Source organism: Plantactinospora sp. CNZ320, from assembly GCF_002846275.1.
The window spans coordinates 4,884,432-4,902,944 of the sequence record NZ_PJMP01000001.1; the positions used below are offsets into that span (position 1 = coordinate 4,884,432).

16 protein-coding genes and 1 pseudogene are annotated in these 18,513 nt (G+C 69.5%); 13 read left to right on the forward strand and 4 right to left on the reverse strand.

The features are described 5' to 3' along the window. Positions 1-18: 18 nt before the first annotated feature. The 10 genes from CLT71_RS21735 to CLT71_RS21780 all read left to right on the forward strand — a co-directional run bounded on the left by CLT71_RS21735 (position 19) and on the right by CLT71_RS21780 (position 10,597). Complete coding sequence (locus CLT71_RS21735; protein WP_101368726.1) at positions 19-387, forward strand: DUF485 domain-containing protein; 369 nt, start codon at positions 19-21, stop codon at positions 385-387. Next, on the forward strand, positions 384-2,075 hold the full coding sequence (locus tag CLT71_RS21740) for a sodium/solute symporter (protein WP_101368727.1): 1,692 nt from the start codon (positions 384-386) through the stop codon (positions 2,073-2,075). Before CLT71_RS21735 ends, CLT71_RS21740 begins: the two co-directional genes overlap by 4 nt. Positions 2,076-2,235: 160 nt before the next feature. Beyond that, positions 2,236-3,216: a UDP-glucuronic acid decarboxylase family protein gene (locus CLT71_RS21745; protein WP_101368728.1), complete on the forward strand. Its 981-nt coding sequence runs from the start codon at positions 2,236-2,238 to the stop codon at positions 3,214-3,216. 76 nt (positions 3,217-3,292) lie between these two features. After that, positions 3,293-4,543 carry an LCP family protein gene (locus tag CLT71_RS21750; RefSeq protein WP_101368729.1) on the forward strand — a complete coding sequence of 417 codons (1,251 nt, stop codon included), beginning with the start codon at positions 3,293-3,295 and terminating at the stop codon, positions 4,541-4,543. A gap of 172 nt (positions 4,544-4,715) precedes the next feature. Next, complete coding sequence (locus CLT71_RS21755; RefSeq protein WP_101368730.1) at positions 4,716-5,981, forward strand: LCP family glycopolymer transferase; 1,266 nt, start codon at positions 4,716-4,718, stop codon at positions 5,979-5,981. 241 nt (positions 5,982-6,222) lie between these two features. Further along, positions 6,223-7,197: an LCP family protein gene (locus CLT71_RS21760; RefSeq protein ID WP_486483382.1), complete on the forward strand. Its 975-nt coding sequence runs from the start codon at positions 6,223-6,225 to the stop codon at positions 7,195-7,197. A gap of 40 nt (positions 7,198-7,237) precedes the next feature. Then, the gene (locus CLT71_RS21765; RefSeq protein WP_101368731.1) at positions 7,238-7,573 is read left to right on the forward strand and encodes a rhodanese-like domain-containing protein; all 336 of its coding nucleotides are present in this window, start codon (positions 7,238-7,240) and stop codon (positions 7,571-7,573) included. A 16-nt stretch (positions 7,574-7,589) separates the two neighbouring features. Beyond that, positions 7,590-8,495 (forward strand): glycerophosphodiester phosphodiesterase family protein, encoded by a 906-nt coding sequence (locus tag CLT71_RS21770; protein WP_101368732.1) that lies wholly within the window; start codon positions 7,590-7,592, stop codon positions 8,493-8,495. Positions 8,496-8,601: 106 nt separating this feature from the next. After that, positions 8,602-10,062, forward strand: a complete 1,461-nt coding sequence (locus CLT71_RS21775; RefSeq protein WP_101368733.1) for a PAS domain-containing sensor histidine kinase — start codon at positions 8,602-8,604, stop codon at positions 10,060-10,062. A 127-nt stretch (positions 10,063-10,189) separates the two neighbouring features. Next, a complete protein-coding gene (locus CLT71_RS21780; RefSeq protein ID WP_199187938.1) occupies positions 10,190-10,597 on the forward strand; it encodes an ATP-binding protein in 408 nt (135 codons plus the stop codon). 167 nt (positions 10,598-10,764) lie between these two features. On the opposite strand, the gene CLT71_RS21785 is transcribed toward CLT71_RS21780, so the two are convergent. The 3 genes from CLT71_RS21785 to CLT71_RS21795 form a co-directional block, all read right to left on the reverse strand. Then, a complete protein-coding gene (locus CLT71_RS21785) occupies positions 10,765-12,942 on the reverse strand; it encodes an MMPL family transporter (RefSeq protein WP_101368735.1) in 2,178 nt (725 codons plus the stop codon). A gap of 179 nt (positions 12,943-13,121) precedes the next feature. Beyond that, on the reverse strand, positions 13,122-14,897 hold the full coding sequence (locus tag CLT71_RS21790; RefSeq protein ID WP_486483383.1) for a multicopper oxidase family protein: 1,776 nt from the start codon (positions 14,895-14,897) through the stop codon (positions 13,122-13,124). Positions 14,898-15,115: 218 nt separating this feature from the next. Next, positions 15,116-15,502, reverse strand: coding sequence for a DUF6220 domain-containing protein (locus tag CLT71_RS21795; protein ID WP_486483384.1), 387 nt, complete (start codon positions 15,500-15,502; stop codon positions 15,116-15,118). A 235-nt stretch (positions 15,503-15,737) separates the two neighbouring features. Between CLT71_RS21795 and CLT71_RS21800 the strand changes: the two genes are divergently transcribed. Together CLT71_RS21800 and CLT71_RS21805 are read left to right on the forward strand one after the other, a co-directional pair. Then, positions 15,738-16,967 carry a sensor histidine kinase gene (locus tag CLT71_RS21800; protein WP_101368738.1) on the forward strand — a complete coding sequence of 410 codons (1,230 nt, stop codon included), beginning with the start codon at positions 15,738-15,740 and terminating at the stop codon, positions 16,965-16,967. An 11-nt stretch (positions 16,968-16,978) separates the two neighbouring features. Next, positions 16,979-17,206, forward strand: a pseudogene (locus CLT71_RS21805) (response regulator); the annotation flags it as partial. 220 nt (positions 17,207-17,426) lie between these two features. On the opposite strand, the gene CLT71_RS21810 reads toward CLT71_RS21805, so the two are convergent. Further along, positions 17,427-17,753, reverse strand: coding sequence for a rhodanese-like domain-containing protein (locus CLT71_RS21810; RefSeq protein ID WP_101368739.1), 327 nt, complete (start codon positions 17,751-17,753; stop codon positions 17,427-17,429). Between the two features lie 38 nt (positions 17,754-17,791). Here CLT71_RS21810 and CLT71_RS21815 point away from each other — a divergent pair, with 38 nt between their 5' ends. After that, positions 17,792-18,511, forward strand: coding sequence for a TetR/AcrR family transcriptional regulator (locus CLT71_RS21815; RefSeq protein ID WP_486483385.1), 720 nt, complete (start codon positions 17,792-17,794; stop codon positions 18,509-18,511). Positions 18,512-18,513: the final 2 nt, after the last annotated feature.

Genomic DNA, 18,513 nt, shown 5'->3' on the forward strand with positions numbered 1-18,513 from the left:
GAAGGTGGTGAGACCAGCATGTCTACGGACACTCCCGCACCGGCCAGCGCACCCCCGGACCGGTACGTCGCCGCACAGCGATCGGACGAGTTCGCCGGGTTGCGCAAGGCGCTGCGCGGCTTCGTCTTTCCGATGACCGTGGCGTTCTTTCTCTGGTACGCGCTCTACGTGATCCTCTCGGCGTACGCACGCGGTTTCATGCGTCACGAGCTCGCCGACAACATCAATGTGGCCCTCGTCTTCGGCCTGTTGCAGTTCGTCTCCACCTTCCTGATCGCCTGGCTCTACTCCCGGTACGCCGAGCGGAGGCTGGACCCGGTCGCCGACAAGATCCGTGAGGAGCTCAACGGCGCGACGGACGAGCGGAAGGAGGCGGCAGCCTCATGAGTCGAGACGTCCTCGCCGGGTTCACCCTGGCTGCGGAGGCGGGCGGCGACACCGCCCGTAACCTGACCATCACGCTCTTCCTGATCTTCGTCGCGGTGACCCTGGCCATCACCATCTGGGCCAGCCGGCAGACCAAGACGGCCACCGACTACTACGCGGGTGGTCGCTCGTTCTCCGGGTTCCAGAACGGCATGGCGATCGGTGGCGACTACATGTCCGCCGCGTCGTTCCTCGGCATCGCCGGCATCATCGCGCTGTACGGCTACGACGGCTTCCTCTACTCGATCGGGTTCCTGGTCGCCTGGCTGGTCGCCCTGCTGCTGGTGGCGGAACTGCTGCGCAACTCCGGCCGGTACACCATGGCCGACGTGCTGGCGTTCCGGATGCGGCAGAAGCCGGTCCGGACGGCGGCGGCGGTCTCCACGATCACCGTCTCGATCTTCTACCTGCTGGCCCAGATGGTCGGCGCGGGCGCCCTGGTCGCGCTGCTGCTGGGCATCCGGCCGGGCACCACGTTCCTCGGCATGGACGCGGACGCGGCGAAGATCGCCACCATCATCATGGTCGGCGCTCTCATGATCATCTACGTCACCGTGGGTGGCATGAAGGGCACCACCTACGTGCAGATCGTCAAGGCGTTCCTGCTGATGGGTGGCGCCCTGGTGATGACGATCCTGGTGCTGGCGCACTACAAGTTCAACCTCTCCGCCCTGCTCGGCGACGCGGCAAACGCCTCCGGCAAGGGCCAGGCGTTCCTCGAACCAGGGTTGAGGTACGGCGTCGAGGTCGCCGGGGACGCGACGAAGACCTTCTACAACAAGGTCGACCTGCTCTCCCTCGGCATCGCCCTGGTGCTCGGCACCGCCGGCCTGCCACACATCCTGATCCGCTTCTACACCGTGCCGACCGCCAAGGCGGCCCGCAAGAGCGTGCTCTGGGCGATCGGCATCATCGGCACCTTCTACCTGTTCACCCTGGCCCTCGGCTTCGGCGCGGCGGCCCTGGTGGGCCGGGAGGCGATCACCGCGCAGGACGCGGCCGGCAACACCGCGGCACCGCAGCTCGCCGAGGCGCTCGGGGTCGACTTCTTCGGCGGCGACGTCGGCGGGGCCGCGCTGCTCGCGGTCATCGCGGCGGTGGCCTTCGCCACCATCCTCGCGGTGGTGGCCGGGCTCACCCTGGCCTCCTCGTCCAGCCTGGCGCACGACTTCTACGCCAACGTCATCAAGGGTGGCCAGGCGTCGGAGCGGCAGGAGGTGAACGTCGCCCGGGTCTCCGCCCTGGTCATCGGCGCGATCTCGATCGTGCTGTCGATCTTCGCGCAGAACCTGAACGTGGCGTTCCTGGTGGCCCTGGCCTTCGCGGTGGCGGCCTCCGGCAACCTGCCGGCGATCCTCTACAGCCTGTTCTGGCGGAGGTTCAACACCTCGGGTGCGGTCTGGGCGATCTACGGCGGTCTGATCAGCGCCGTCGGGTTGGTGTTCTTCTCTCCGGTGGTCTCCGGGGCGCCGACCGCGATGTTCCCGGACCAGGACTGGCAGTGGTTCCCGCTCTCCAACCCGGGCATCATCTCGATCCCGATCGGCTTCCTCTGCGGATGGATCGGCACGATCATCTCGAAGGAGTCGGACGCGGACAAGTACGCCGAACTGGAGGTGCGTTCGCTGACCGGCGCCGGAGCGCACTGACCGGCGACTCCGCGAAAGATCACCCACAGTCAGATCGGCACAACGGGTGGTGTCGGGCCGAAACCGGCCTGGCACCACCCGTTCGACTCCTCCCGTGCGGACCCTCTCCGAGCGCATCCCTCGGCCAGCCGGAGATCAGCCTTCTGGGTAGGCTGGGCTTATGGTGGTAGCCCAGCGTTTCGGAGCGGAACACCGGATCCTCGTCACCGGCGGTGCCGGATTCGTCCCATCCCACCTGGTCGACGCGCTTATCGCGCGGGGCTGCACGGTGGTGGCGGTGGACAACTTCGTCACCGGCTCCAAGGAGAACGTCGCCCATCTGGCCGACCATCCCCGGTTCACCCTCGTCGAGGCCGACGTCTCCGAGGGACTTCCCGGGCACCACCCGGCGATGGCCGAGCGGTTCGACGCCATCATGCACCTGGCCTCGCCGGCCAGCCCCACCGACTTCGCCACGCTGCCGATCGAGATCCTCCGGGTCGGCTCGCTGGCCACCCTGCACCTGCTCGACCGGGCCGTCGCCGACCGGGCCCGCTTCATCCTCGCCTCCACCTCCGAGGCGTACGGCGACCCGCAGGTGCACCCGCAGGTCGAGACGTACTGGGGCAACGTCAACCCGATCGGCGTACGCAGCGTCTACGACGAGGCCAAGCGGTTCGCCGAGGCGAGCACGATGGCGTACCACCGCTACCACGGGCTCGACGTCGGCATCGTCCGGATCTTCAACACGTACGGGCCCCGGATGCGGCCGGACGACGGGCGGGCGATCCCCACCTTCATCACCCAGGCGCTGCGCGGCGAGCCGCTGACCGTGCACGGCACCGGCGCCCAGACCCGGTCCATCTGCTACGTCAGCGATCTGGTCCGGGGCATCCTGCTGCTGCTCGACTCCACCGAGACCGGCCCGATCAACTGCGGCACCGAGCACGAGGTGTCGATGCGCGAGCTGGCCGAGACGATCGCCGAGCTGACCGGAAGCCGGTCCCAGGTGACCTATGTCACCCGGACCGCCGACGACCCGGAGATGCGCCGGCCGGATCTGACCCTCGCCAGGGAGCGGCTCGGCTACGAACCCGAGGTGACCCCGGTCGAGGGGCTGCGCCGGACGATCGAGCACTTCAGCCAGCGGTTGGCGAGGTAGCGGAGGATAGCCGGCCCACGCCAGCCCCGGCCGTGGCACACAGCGGTTTCTTGGTTCCGCTACGTACCCTGAGGGCATGTTCGCAAGCCCTCCCCCGAACGCGACCGGCAGTTCGTACCGGATGACGGCCGGCGGATCCACCGGCCGCTCCTCCGTGCCCGGCCCGGGCCAGGCGTCCGGACCGGGCCGGATCTCCGGCCGGGCGCAGGTGTCCGGCGTACCAGGTCAGGCCCGCTCCTACGGCTCACCTCCCGGCGGCGGTGGCCCCGGCGGTCCCGGCGGTCCGGGTCTGCCCGGTGCCCCCGGCCGGGGCGGCCCGCGCCCCCGGTGGGGCCGGATCGCCTTGGTCGTCGGCGTGGCGGTGCTGGTGCTGGGCCTGCTCGCCGGCGGCGGCCTCTGGTTCTACGTCAGGGGGCTCGACAAGGACCTGGCCCGGACCGACCCGTTCGCCGAGCTGGCCGACGGCCGGCCGAAGTCGGTGAGCGGCGCGTTGAACATCCTGATGGTCGGCAGCGACTCCCGGGATCCGGACGCCCCGATCAACGAGGCCAGCAAGTGGCGGGCCGACACCATCATCGTGATGCACATTCCGTCCAGCCACGACAAGGCGTACCTGGTCTCGATCCCCCGGGACCTCTACGTGCCGATTCCGGAGAACGCCAAGTCGGAGTGTGGCAGCGGCAAACGCGGCAAGATCAACGCGGCCTTCGCGTTCGGTGGCCTGCCCCTGGCGGTACGCACCGTGGAGTGTTTCACCGACGTCCGGATCGACCACGTGATGGCAATCGACTTCGCCGGCTTCAAGGAGGTCACCGACGCGCTGGGCGGGGTCGAACTGAAGGTGGAACGGAACATCACCTCGATCCACAAGCCGTACCGGAAGTTCACCAAGGGCGTGAACCACATGAACGGGGCCGAGGCGCTGGACTGGATCCGGCAGCGCAAGCAGTTCCCGGACGGCGACTTCGCCCGGATGCGCCACCAGCAGGAGTTCCTGCGGGCGCTGATGGACAAGGCGGTCAGCACCGGCACGCTGTCCAACCCGGGCAGGTTGAACGCCTTCCTCAAGTCGGTCACCAACGCGGTCACCGTCGACGAGGGCTTCTCGCTCGTCGACATGGCGATCCAGTTCCGCAACCTGCGCGGCGAGAACCTCCAGTTCATCACCAGTCCGCACAACGGCAGCGAGACCATCAACGGCGAGTCGGTGGTGGTGTCGGACCGGGAGAAGGCGCTCGGCATGTACCGGGCGATGGCTGCGGACACAATGGACGACTGGGTCACGGCGAACGTCGCACCGACCCCGACACCGGCCAACGGCGGCTGAGCCGACGGGTACCCGCGACCTCGGGGCCGAACCGCGCACGCCGGCGGTTGAACCGATCCGCACGCGTACCCGTACCTGAACAGGAGCAGGTACCGTAGTTGAATTCGGGGCGACTGGCGGGTGTCCGCATCATGTCACGCGTCCCGTCCGCACCCCCGACACTGGAGCAGGCATGCCGGTGCAATCCCGCCGACGTCCCCCACGGCCCCCCTCGACGGTTCCACCTTCCCGCGCGACCGCAGCGGTCGCAGCGCCGCTCGACGAGTGGGCGGAGGCGCCGAACGGCACCGACGGCAGGAAGGGCAACGGGCCGACGGGCAAGGGGAGCAAGGGCAAGGGGAAGAAAGCCCGGCGCCGGAAGACTCCGCTCTGGGCTCGCCTCACGCTGGTCTTCGGCGCCGTGCTGATGCTCTCCAGCGGGGTTGCCATCGTCGGCATGCAGACCGCGATCAACCAGGCGACCAGCACCATCCAGCAGGAGAACCTGCTCGGCGCCGCGAGCAAGTCCGACGCCGAGGGCGGCAAGGACCTCGAGGGCCCGATCGACCTGCTGCTGCTCGGCATCGACGCGCGGGCCCGACTGGAGGCCGACAACGTCCGGGCCGACACCATCATCGTGCTGCACATCCCGGCCACCCACGACCAGGCGTACCTGCTCTCCATCCCGCGCGACACCGAGGTGCAGGTGCCGGCGTTCAAGAAGAGCAACTACGGCGGCGGTACCGCCAAGGCGACCGAGGCGTTCTACCACGGCGCGCAGAACGGCGGCGGGCTGGCCGGCGGTGCGCAGTTGATGGCGCTGACGGTCAACAAGCTGACCGGGATCAGCTTCGACGGCGCCGCGATCATCAACTTCAGCGGTTTCAAGAAGATCATCGACGCCCTCGGCACCATCCCGATGTGTGTGCGTCAGGAGGTCAAGTCGCACCACATGAAGTTGGTCGACGGCAAGCCGATGTGGAACCACGAGGCCGACAAGGTCAGCGGGGTCAAGAAGCCGGTGGTGCACAAGAAGGGCTGCCGGCAGATGGAGGGCTGGGAGGCGCTGGACTACTCCCGGCAGCGCTACGGCCTCACCCACGGCGACTACGACCGCCAGCAGAACCAGCAGCAACTGATCAAGGCGATGGCCAAGAAGGCCATGAGCGACGGCGTGATGACCGACATCGGCAAGCTGAACCAGTTGATGAAGGCGGCCGGCGAGGCGCTGATCCTGGACACCGGCAGAACCCCGATCGCCGACTTCATCTTCACGATGCGGGGCGTGGCCGCCAACGACCTGGTGCTGCTGCGTACCAACGACGGCAACTTCGCCGGCAACGGCAGCGGCCGGGAGACGCTCAAGCCGATCAGTCAACAGATGTTCGCCGCGGTCAAGAACGACAGACTGGACGACTTCATCATCAACAATCCGACCGTGCTCGCCCCGAGCAAGTAGCCGCCGCGCGGGGCTGCTCGCCAACGAAAATCCCAAAAGCCACTAGACGCTCAAACCGGGCCCCTAGCCTGGGTGAGAAAGCTTCACTCAGCCGGTCCGGGGAGGGGTCACGTTCACACCCAAGCGGGCGGTCCCGGGCCAACCCGGGCGGCCAGGACGCGTCTACGGCACCGGGCGTACCGGTGGACCGGCCTCCGTCTGGTGGTCCCGGCACCGCCGCAAGGCGCCGGTCTGGGCGAAGGTGGCGCTCGGGCTCGGCCTGGTCCTGCTGCTCGTCTCCGGAGCCGGTGGCGCCGGGCTGCACATGCTGGCCAACCGCTACGACAACAGCGTGGTCAAGCAACTGCTCCTCGACCCGGCCGCCAGGGGAGACCGGGGCGCCGTCGCCGGCCCGCTCAACTATCTGCTGGTCGGCTCCGACGAGCGCCCCACGGCCGACCCCGGCACCGACCAGCGGTCGGACACGATCATGATCGCCCACCTGCCGGCCGGGCTGGACCGGGCCTACCTGATCTCGGTACCCAGGGACCTGCTCGTCGAGATCCCGCCCGCCCCGGCCAGCGGCTGGCCCGGCGGCTCCGACAAAATCAACTCCGCGTTCCAGTACGGCGGCGGCGGCCAGGGCGGCACCCGGCTGCTCTCCGCCACCCTCAGCCGGCTCACCGGAATCCGGTTCGACGGCGCCGCCCTGGTCAACTTCGCCGGATTCCAGCGCGCCATCGACCTGCTGGGCGGGGTACGGATGTGTGTCGACACCCCGGTCCGGTCGATACACACCCGGCACGTCTTCGAGGCCGGCTGCCACCAGATGAGCGGAGCCCTGGCGCTGGACTACGCCCGCCAGCGGTACGACCTGCCGAACGGCGACTTCGACCGGCAGCGGCACCAGCAGCAACTGCTGCGGGCGATGATGGACAAGGCCACCACCACGGACATGCTGCGCAACCCGCTCCGGCTGGATCAGGTGATCCGGGCCGTCGGCTCGTCGTTCACTGTCGACACGAACGGCGTACCGCTGGAAGATCTGATCTTCGGCCTGCGCCGGATCCGTTCCGACGCGCTGCGCGGGATCCAGCTCCCCTCCCACGCCGAGACGATCGACGAGGTGTCGTACGTCCTGCTGGAGGAGCCCGCGAACACCCTGTTCGACGCGATGCACACCGCAGACCTGGACAACTGGGTACGACTGAACCCGAAATGGGTCAACCGGCTGTAGATTCCGCCGAGGTGCCGAGCAGGCTCTACCCTTGGGAACCGTGTTCGCAGCCAACATTCCCTCAGTGACCGCCGCCGAGGTACCCGCCGACGCCTACCTGCTCGACGTACGGGAGCCGGACGAGTGGGCGGCCGGGCACGCGCCCGACGCCCACCACCTGCCGATGATGGAGGTGCCGGCGCGGATGTCCGAGATCCCGACCGACGCCGACGTGGTGGTGGTCTGCCGCTCCGGTGGCCGCTCCGGCCAGGTGGTCGGCTACCTGATGAGCAACGGCTGGGACAACGTCCGCAACCTCGACGGCGGCATGCGCCAGTGGGCCGCCGCCGGCCGCCCGCTGGCCAGCGAGGACGGGCAGCCGGCCCGGGTCATCTAGCGCCCGGTCGGCAGCCATGAGCGCGAGGAGCGAGCCGGGTTCCCCAGCCCCGCGCCGGCAGCCGGTCGACGCGGTGCGGCAGCAGCCGGTCGGCGGGGTGCCGGAGCAGCCGGTGGGCGGGGTGCCGGAGCTGCGGAGGCGGCCACTGGTGTTCGCGCACCGCGGCTCCTCCGCCACGATGCCGGAGCACACGCTGGCGGCGTACCTCCAGGCGTTGGCCGAGGGCGCGGACGGGCTGGAGTGCGACGTACGGCTCAGCCGGGACGGGCACCTGGTCTGCGTACACGACCGGCGGCTGGAACGGACCAGTAACGGCCGGGGACCGGTCGGGGCGTACACGCTGGCCGAGCTGGAACGGCTCGACTACGGTTCGTGGCATCGCGGGGCGGCACCCGACGACGACCTGCCGCCCGCGCCGGAACGGACCCGGCTGCTCACCCTCGACGCCCTGCTCCGGGCGGTACGCGCCGCCGACCGCGAGGTCGAGCTGCTGATCGAGACGAAACATCCCGCCCGGTACGGCTCCGGCGTCGAGCGCCGGCTGACCGCGCTGCTGGACCGGCACGGGCTGGCCGACCCCCGCCCGGACGATCCGGTACGGGTCACCGTGATGTCCTTCTCCCCGCTGGCCGTACGCCAGATCCGCCGGCTGGCGCCCCGGCTCTCGACGGTACTGCTGCTGGAGATGGCGCCTCCCGGGCTGCGCCGGGGGCGGCTGCCGTTCGGCGCCCGGATCGCCGGTCCGAGCCTCAAGCTGCTCCGCACCCGTCCACAGCTCGTACCCGCGCTGCACCGGGCCGGCAACCGGGTCTACGTCTGGACGGTGAACGATGCCCCCGCGCTGGACCTGGCGCTCTCCTACGGCGTGGACGGCATCATCACCGACCGGCCCGCCATGGTCCTCGACCGGCTGACCCGCTGAACCGCGCCGGGTCTGGGCCGGACGAGGCGCAGCGCCGGGCCTGGGCCGGCGTGCGCCGGCGGTGGCGGTACTGCCGAAAGACCCGCCGAACGGGCAGACTCGGAGCATGCCGGAACACCCCGATTACCCCTGCCTCATCGCCGGCCACGCCGAGGTGATGGAGATGCTGAACGCGGGCGAGGTGGGTCTTCCGGTGCTCAACCGACTGCTGCGGGTCGCCGGCCGGGCGCTCCGGGCACCCGGGGTCGCCTTCGTCGAGTTCGGTCCGAGCGGCGGCCGGGTGGTCTCCGGCCACGGGGAGCTGGACTGGGCGGTCGGCCGGCCGATCCCGATCCTCGACGAGCCCGCCGACGAGCTGCTCTGCGGCCCGGGGGTGCGCGCGATGAGCGTCGACATCCTCCCGGCGGACCTGGCCGAGGAGTTGGACGTGCGCGGCCTGCGACACATGCTCGCCGCCCGGGTCGAGATCGGCGGGCTGGCGATCGGCAACCTCTACGCCCTCTACCCGGACCCCGAGCGCCCCGCCGACCCCGAGCACCACTCGATACTCGGCTTCCTGGCCGCCACCGCCGCGCACATGTACGGCGACCAGGCCGGCCTGCCGGTGCACGGCGACGGCACGGTGGTCGCGGCGCTTGCCGACGGGCTGGCGATCGTCACCCGGGACGGCACCGTCCAGCTCTGGAACCCGGCCGCCGAGAAGGTCACCGGGCTGCGTGCCGCCGAACTGCTCGACCGTCCGCTGCCGTTTCCGGTGCCGCCGCCGGGGCAGGTGCTCGACCACCGGCTGCCGGACGGGCAGTGGCTCAAGATCACTTCTGGTGACCTGCCGGGTGCGGCCGCCTCCCGGGTGGTCACCTTCCGGGACAGCAGCGACCAGCAGATCCGCGACCACGACCGGGACCTCTTCGTGGCGGTGACCAGCCACGAACTCCGTACCCCGGTCACGGTGATCAAGGGGTACGCCGACACGCTCGGTACGCACTGGGAGTCGCTCTCCGACTCCGACCGGCGGCAGGCGGCCGGCGTGATCGGCCAACGCGCCGGTGAACTGGCTCGACTCGTGGACCGGCTGCTCGCCACCACGAACGACGCCGGCTCGGTCGGCGGCGCCCCGCCGGTCCCCTTCGACCTGCTCGACGCGCTCCGGGCCGCCGCCGCCGACCTCCCCGCCGAGCTGCGCCACCGGCTGGACATACAGCTTCCGGAGAACCTGCCGAAGGCGCTCGGCGACCGGGCCAGCCTGGCGACGGTACTCACCGAGCTGACCACGAACGCCGGCAAGTACTCACCGGACGGCTCGCCGGTGCTGCTCACCGCGGAGGCCGACCGGCGAACGGTGGCGTTCCGGGTGAGCGACCGGGGAATCGGGGTACGTCCCGAGCATGTCGAGCGCGCATTCGAACGGTTCTGGCAGGGAGAGTCGGGTGACCGACGCCGCTATCCCGGCGCTGGGCTGGGCCTCTATCTCGTGCGCCGAATCGTCGAGCGACAGAATGGCTGGGTTTCGCTCCGTCCACGCGACGGGGGCGGTACGGTCGCAGAGGTGCGGCTGCCCCGAGGCTGACCCGAGTACGCCCGGCGGGGCCGTACCCGGGTGGCCTGTCGAGAAGGCACCTGGAGTCCGTCGGTCCGTCGAGGAGGCACCTGGAGTGTCGAGCGTTTCGAGCGTCTCGACCGAACGGTCGTGGTGCCTGCTGGTTCCGCAGCACGCCGAGGGTGCCCGTACCGCCCGGCACCGGCTCGGCGCCGAACTCGACGGTACGGTCCCGGCGGCCCTGCTCGCCGACGCGGAGATGGTGGCGGCGGAACTGCTCGGCAACGCCGTACGGCACGCCCCGCCGCTGCCCGGCGGGATGATCCGACTCACCTGGCTGCTGCGTACCGCCCCGACCGCACAGACCGTGGAGATCCGGGTGACCGACGGTGGTGCCGTCGGCCCGCCCCGGGTCCGGCAGGTCGGGCCGGATGCGGCGGACGGTCGCGGGCTCTTCCTGGTGGCCGCGCTCGCCGCCGACTGGGGAGTCGAGCGGGACGGGCTGGGGCAGAGCGTCTGGGCCCGGCTGGTGCATCCGGTCCGGCACGCCCTCACCGTCCGGTGAGGTTCTGCCTCGCCACAGCCGGGCACCGCTTACCGCCATCGCGGTCGTCCGACTACCGCAAACAGCGTGGGTTGGTGCGGCGGGTCGTCGTCACCCGGGTCAAGGGCGCTTAGGCGAAGGTGCGGGAACCCCGCCACCGGGTTCCCGCACCTCGACGCGAGGAAGCGTCAGACGCTGGCCTCTTCGCTGACCCTGGGCGGTATGACCGCCGTCGCCTTCGGGGCCCGGCGTCCGGGCATCCACCAGTTGGCCTTGCCGAACAGTTCCATCACCGCAGGCACGAGAATCATCCGAATGATTGTGGCATCGATGAACACCGCGATGGCCATGCCCAGACCGATCTGCTTGATCGAGACGTCGGGACCGAGCAGCGCGGTCGTGAAGATGGCGATCATGATGGCCGCGGCGGCGGTGATGACCTTGGCGGTCCGGGCCAGACCGTGGGTGACGGCCCTGCGGGTGTCGCCGGTGCGCTCGTACTCCTCGCGGATTCGCGAAATCAGGAAGACCTCGTAGTCCATCGACAGGCCGAACAGAACCGGGAACATCATCATCGGCACCCAGGTCGTGATCGGCATCTCGGTGGGGAACCCGAGGAACGAACCGAGCCAGCCCCACTGCACGATGGCGACCAGCACGCCGTAGGCGGCCCCGATCGACAGCAGGTTCATCACGGCGGCCTGCAGCGCGATCGTGACCGACCGAACCAGCACGACCAGCAGCAGCAGGGACAGCGCGAGTACGACCGTGATCATCAACGGCAGCCGCGAGCTGGTGTCCTCGGCGAGGTCGATCCCACCGGCGTTCGGGCCGCCGACGTAGACCTCCTGCCCTCCGGCCGCTCGGGACAGCACGTTGTCGCGAAGCTCGTGCACCAGGGCGGCGGTCGCCTCCTCCTGTGCGCCGGTCTCGGGGAAGGCCATGAAGACGGCAGCTTGCCCGTCCTGGCTGAACCGAGGCGGCGTGGCGTAGGCAATGCCCTCGGTCTGCCGGACCGCCTCGACGACGGAACTCAGCTCGGCCCCTGTGGAGTCGACCTCGGTGGCGAAGATCAGAGGTGCGCCGTAACCGGGGCCGAAGCCCTCGGAGAGGATCTGGTACGAGGTGTAGCTGCTCCGGTCGTGGGGCTGGACGCTGGCGTCGGGCAGGCTCAGCCGCATCGACAGCGCCGGAGCGGCCAGCGCCAGCAGGATGGCGCCCGCCAGAACCGCGGCGATCAGCGGCCGGCGCTGGACCACACCGGCCCAGCGCTCGGCGAGCGTACGACGTTCCCTGGCCGGTATGCCGTCGGTCGAGTGCCCGAGGGGCGTGCGACGGGGCGTACGCAGCGAGTGGATCTTGTTGCCGGCAAAGCCCAGGAACGCCGGCAGCAGGGTCACGGCGGCGATCATCGTCACCAGCACCGTCACCGAAGCACCGATGGCCACGCCGGTCATCATCTTCTGCCCCATGACGATCAGGCCCAACAGCGCGATCATCACGGTGATGCCGGCGAACAGCACCGCGTGACCGGCGGTGGTGATGGCCTTGACCGTAGCGCTCTCGAAGTCGTCGCCCTCCTGCAGGCTGTCCTTGTAGCGAGTCAGGATGAACAGCGCGTAGTCGATGCCGACACCGAGCCCGATCATCACGGCGACGAGCACCGTGAAGTCGGGCGAGGGGGCCAGGTGCGCCACCAGCTTCATCAGGGCGACACCGCCGAGGACCGCCAGCAGCGCGGTAACGATCGGCAGGCCCATCGCCACCAGCGATCCAAAGGCTATGAACAAGATCACCGCTGCCGTCAGCAGGCCCACACCCTCGGCCGGGCCCTGCGGGGGCGTCTCCGCCTTCTCCGCCCGCTCTCCGCCCAGCCCCAGCGTCACGCCGTCGCCGGAAGCGTCCTTGACCGCGTCCACCAGTGGCTTGACCTTGGTCTTCTCCACATTCTTCTCGGTCAGCGGGATGGTCGTACGGGCGATACGACGATCCTCCGTCACCAGACTCTCGTCCTGATAGGGCGAGATCACCGGTCCGGTGATGGGTGAGGCGTCCAGATCAGCGATGATCTTCTCGATCTTCTGCCGGGCGGCGGCGTCGTCGATCCCCCGCTCTGCCTTGATCGCGAGGGTCAGGGTGTCCCCCCGCTGCTCGGGGAAATGTCTCTCGATCAGAACCTGCGCCCTGGCGGAATCGGAGTCTCCACCGGAGTAATCGTTGTCGGGGGCGGCTCCGAATCTGAAGCCAAGGAACGACACTGCGACGACGCCGACGATCCAGGCCAGCAGGACCAGGCGACGGCGCCGGTAACAGAACCGGGCCAGTCCGGCCAGAACTCCATCCGTACGGGCTTTCTCTATTGTCATCAACTACTCCTCGACTCGTTCATTCCGGCGTCAAAGATGCGCGTCAGCAGAGGTGCGCTGTCGCATGGAGCGTTTCGGCAGCCGACCGAGAACTACCGACTCGGCGAGGTATTCCAGCGCCGTGTCGATGACCGCCAGGTCAGCGGTGGAGAGGGACGGCATCCCCGGTGCGGACCTGGTCAGTGGCCATGACCCGGGCTCGCTGAGTGCGCACCGTCGAACGGTGTCGTGACGCCGTCGTAGCGGAGTCGCAGCATCATGCCCTGATGCGCGTGGGGCAGATTGTGGCAGTGGTTCATCCAGATTCCGGGGTTCGTGGCACGGAATGCGACCTCCCACGTCTCGCCCGGTCGAACGTCGAACGTGTCCATCCACAGCGGACTGCCAGTCGACGGCGCCCCGTCCCGGGAGAGCACCAGAACGGGATGGCCGTGCAGGTGCCAGGGGTGCGTTTCCAGGCTTCGATTGACGACGGTGAACCGGACGATGTCGCCTTCGGTGACGAGTTGGTCGGGGATGCTGGGATGGCCTCGACCGTTGACCGTCTGCGCGAACGCCGGTCGACCGTCGACCATCGCGACTCCGCGGTCGAGAACCATGGTGAAGTGCCGGTCGGCGTTGCGGGCGTCGAAGGGCACGGCGGCCGGAGCTCCGTACCGCAGCAGATCGAGTTCCGGCAGGTCGGACGTGTCCTCGACGGGCGTCTCACCGCGGGCGTCACCATACGGGCGCAGGCGCACTCCGCCATCACGATCGCCGTCGACAACTAGTGCCACGGGCGTCTCCGGCATACGGAACACCAGGTCGTATCGTCCGCCCGCGGGCAGGTGGAGCCCGACATCGCCGACCTCACCGGGTTCGTTGAGGTCTCGGCCGTCAACGGCCACCAGCCGGAATCGGGTTCCGACGAGAACGATCCGGTGCGGATCCGAGTCGGTGTTGATCAATCGCAGCCGCACGGGCGTACCGGGTGTGGCGGGGTGTTCAGCCTGGCCGTCTCTGCCGAGGATCACGACGACACCGTCGAAGGTGTGCACCGGGAGGGTCAGGTCCACCCACTCCGCCGTGGCCTGCTCGTCGGCTCGACGTTCGTCGCGCGGTGCCACGACGAGGGTTCCGTACAACCCCTTGCGCACTCCGACGTGGGACGCGTGATGGGTGTGATACCAGTAGGTGCCCACCTGGTCGGCGCGGAACCGGTACACGAACTCCGCACCGGGTCCCACGGTCGGCTGGGTCACGCCCGGCGCGCCGTCCTCGCCGCACGGCACGTCGTAGCCGTGCCAGTGCAGGGTCACCCCGTCCTCGATGTCGACGTTGTGCAGCCGCACCTCGATCAGGTCACCCTGGGCCGCCGTGATCGCCGGACCCGGTACCTCGCCGTTGTAGGTCCACGCGTCGATCTCTCGTCCGGACGGAAGCCGTACGGTGGCCTTCTTCGCGTTGAGCACGTGCCGCCGCGCGGTGCCACCGGGTGCGGGTGTGCTGGAGCCGCGCAGGTCGGCCACTGAAATGGGCGCTCGGAACGAGGGTCCGGGTCCGCCTCCCCTGGTCACCGTTTCTGTGGGTAGGAATGACAGCCCGGTGCCGGCACCGGCCGCAGTCACCACGACCGCGCCACCGGTCCAGCCGATGAACCGGCGGCGTGAGATCGCGCGTCGATCCGCCGGCACCGGCGCAGCGCTCGCATCGGTGGTGTTCTCGACGGAAGGCGCGACAACTCGCGCGGTCAGTAACGCACCGGCGCACACCAGCGAGACCGTGATCAGGGCTGCGCTCAGGGTGAGCGGGTATCCGACCAAGAAGGTCACCACAAAGCCGGCCAACGCCGCGTACGCCGCGGTGAGTACCGAGACCACGCCGCCGGTCGACCAACCGTCGCCTCGCCCCCGCCTCGCCGCGAGCAGTGGCCGGCCGGCGAGCAGTACGGCGCCAGTCCCGGCGACCGCCAGCATCGGCAGCCCCAGCAGCACCTTCTCCTGCACGAACCACCAGCCCCGGCCGGCCAGTATCGCCACGGTGACCATCCGGGCTAGCGTCACGAGCATCGCCACGACCCCGACGGTGAGCGCCAGCCGGGTGCGTCGGAGCGCCATCGTCACGCCGGTCGCGAACCATGTGGCGATGCTCAGCAGCACGACGACGTGGTCCAGGATGATCCACAGCCTGGTTGTCATGGCGTCTGCGGCGCCCGCGTGGCTTGCTCCGGCAGCTGTCCGGCCTGGCGGACGATCCTCCCGGCAACCAGCAGGATGGCGAGACCGTTGACGGCATGCAGACCGAAGACCAGCTCGCCGGCGGTCGTGCTGCCGCCGGTGCCGTCGAACGCCTTGGCGATCACCGCGATCACGATCTGGACAACCACGAGCCCGGCGACCAGGCCGCTCATCCCGATGAGCCGGCCGGGCATCCGGGCGATCGCGGCGACGATGGTCACCAGGACCGCGATCAGAACGATTCCGACACCCAGCATGCGATGTGGCTGGAAGGACTCGTCGTTTGGTGCCGTGTCGAACGCACCGCTGGCGGCCAGGAAGAACTGTACGCCGATGGCCAGCACCTGCAGGGCCGCCAGGACGGCGACGACTCTACGCATGGCGCGCTCCTCGAGATGGGTGGGGGTGAACGCTCATGACCGCGATCGTCGCGCCAACAAGGCCGCCGTGGCCTCCGACAGCGGACGGCGGCGTCTACGCGATTGGGCGTACCTGATCCATGCCCGGCTACAACTGTCGGTGTAGCCGGGCGCGCGCTCGGGCGAAGCGTTGTCCCTACGGAAAAAGTAAGATCACTACATGGCACACCGCACCGTGTCGGCGCGCCTGCGCATGGTGACACAAGACGTGGTGCTCTCACTCTTCGTCACCGTGATGCAGGTGCAGGGCACGGTCGCCCGCGTTGCCGTCGAGGGGGCACCGCGCCCGCTCACCGACTTCGGCAACCTCGGATTCGCGCTGCTGCTGGTGAGTGGCCTGGTTGTCACCGTCCGCCGCCGGTGGCCGAAGACGGTGTTCGTCACCACCGCCCTCGCCAGCTTGTTGTATTACGGTCTCGACTTTCCCGACGGGCCCGGCTGGCTCGGGCTCTTCGTCGCCCTGTACACCCTCGCCGCCCTCGGGGACGGACGCTGGTCATTGGTGATCGCCGGTGTGGGTACCACAGTGCTCTCCATCTGCTGGCTGTTCGCGGCGGCCGACCAGCCACGCGCCACCATCGGCTGGGTGTTCTTCCGCATCGGCGTGTCCATCATGGGCGCTGCTCTCGGCGAGTCCGTCCGGTCCCGACGGGTCATCGCGGCCGAAGCTCAGGAGCGTGCGGAACTGGCCGAACGGACCCGTGAGGAAGAAGCGCGTCGGCGGGTCGACGCCGAGCGGCTCCGGATCGCCCGCGAAGTCCACGACACCGTCGCGCACGCCATCGCGATCATCAACGTACAGGCCGGGGTCACCGCGCACGTGCTCGACAAGCGCCCGGAACGGGCACGCGAAGCGTTGCAAGCAATCGAGCAGACCAGCTCCCGGGCGTTGCGAGAGATGCGGGCCATCCTCGGCGTGCTCCGGGACGACAACGACGGCCGCGTGCCACACCCTGGCCTGGAGCAACTCGACGAACTCACCGCCAAGGCACGCGAGGCCGGCCTGGACGTCACGCTCGAAGCGACCTCGCCCATGACGCCCTTGCCGAGCGCGGTGGGTAGTGCCGCCTACCGAATTCTTCAGGAGTCGATCACCAACGTGATCCGTCATGTCGGCCCGACCCAAGTGACGGTCGCGCTCACCCCTGGGATCGACGCCCTGGAGATTCGCGTGACCGACGAGGGCCGCCGCACCGGATCCGGCCACGCTTCCGCGAACCGATCGTGCGGCGAGGGCACGAAGACGTCGACCAACGCCGGCCGCGGAATCCTGGGCATGCGCGAGCGCTGTCAACTGCTCGGCGGAGAGTTCGACGCCAAGCCGACTCCGGGTGGCGGGTTCGAGATCACCGCCCGGCTGCCCCTCGCACCGACCGGATCGAGCCTGTGAACACGGTATCCGTGGCACCGTCGGCCGCCACCCCGATCAGGGTGTTGCTCGCCGATGACGAAGGGCTCGTACGATCCGGGTTCAAACTGCTGCTTGACGTCGAAGAGGACATCACCGTGGTCGGAGAAGCGACCAACGGTGCCGAAGCCGTCGAACAGGCCCGCTCCGCCCGCCCCGACGCCGTCCTCATGGACATCCGTATGCCGAAAGTGGACGGAATTCAGGCCACGACCCAGATAACCCAGATGCGCGGGCTGGAGCAGTCATCGCCTACCAGACCGGGTTGGTCAGCCCCGACACATGACCGCGTGACGCACCCCGAGGCGGCGCGTAGCCGGCCTGCTCACCTGCGCTGAACGCCTCGCCGCCGCGCGCTACCTCCGGTCCGACCTGCCGGACCCGTGGCCGGCCGACGGCACCGCCGTCGGCCAACCGCGTCGCCGGGAAGCGCGGAACGGATCAGGCGGACTCGGTCGGAAGCCCGGCCTGTGCCCAGTCCTCGATTCCCTCCCGGTACTTGCGGACGTTTGTGTAGCCGAGTGCGGTGAGCCGGTCGGCGACCTGTCCGCTGTTGGGGCACGCCGGGTTGGAGCAGTAGGTGACGATCGCCGCCGCGCGGTCGGGCAGCAACTCGGGAGCGTGGGCGTCGACGTCGGCCAGGACCAGCGGGATGGCGCCGGGCAGGTGCTGCTTGGCGTAGTAGTCACCGCCCAGGGTGTCCAGCACTGTGACGCCGCCCGCGTCGAGCGCCGCCTTCAGCTCGTCGCGGCTGATGAGTGTGGTCATGCCACTACCTCCGGAGGAAATTGGACTATAGTCCGCTTGTGTCGGACGAGATTAACGGACCGCAGTCCAGTTATGCAACCCCGCTGGAGCTTCTGCGCACCCCGCCGCCGAAGGAGCGGGCGGACGCGGCACGCAACCGGTTGGCCGTGCTGGAGGCCGCCGCGAGGCTCTTCGCCGAGCACGGGGTCGACGCGGTGAGCATGGACCAGGTGGCCGCCACGGCCGGCGTCGGAAAGGGCACCCTGTTCCGCCGGTTCGGCGACAAGTCCGGGCTGGCCGTCGCGCTCCTGGACGCCCGGGAACGGGTGCTGCAGGAGGCGATCCTGCACGGACCACCACCCCTCGGTCCCGGCGCACCGCCCGGCGAACGCCTCGCCGCGTTCATCGACGCCTACCTCGACTACCTGCTGGAACACCTGGCTCTGGTCCGGATGTCGGAGACCGCGACACCCGGCGCCCGGTACCGGATCGGCGCGTACCAGTTCTGGCACAGGCACATCGCGATCCTGCTCGCCAGTACGCCCGACCCCGAACACACCGCACACGCCCTGCTCGCCGCCCTGGCCGCCGAGCACGTGGCCGCACTCCTGCCGGAACTCGGCGAAGAACGGATACGGTCCGGGCTGCTCCGCCTGGCCCGGTCGGCGACGCAATCCGCCCGGCACCCCGACGCCACCCGGCCCTCCGAAGCCACACAGCGCAGTACCGCCGCTCGGAGCAGTCCCGCCGAGCGCGCCCCCGGCGATCCGGTTGGCTAGGC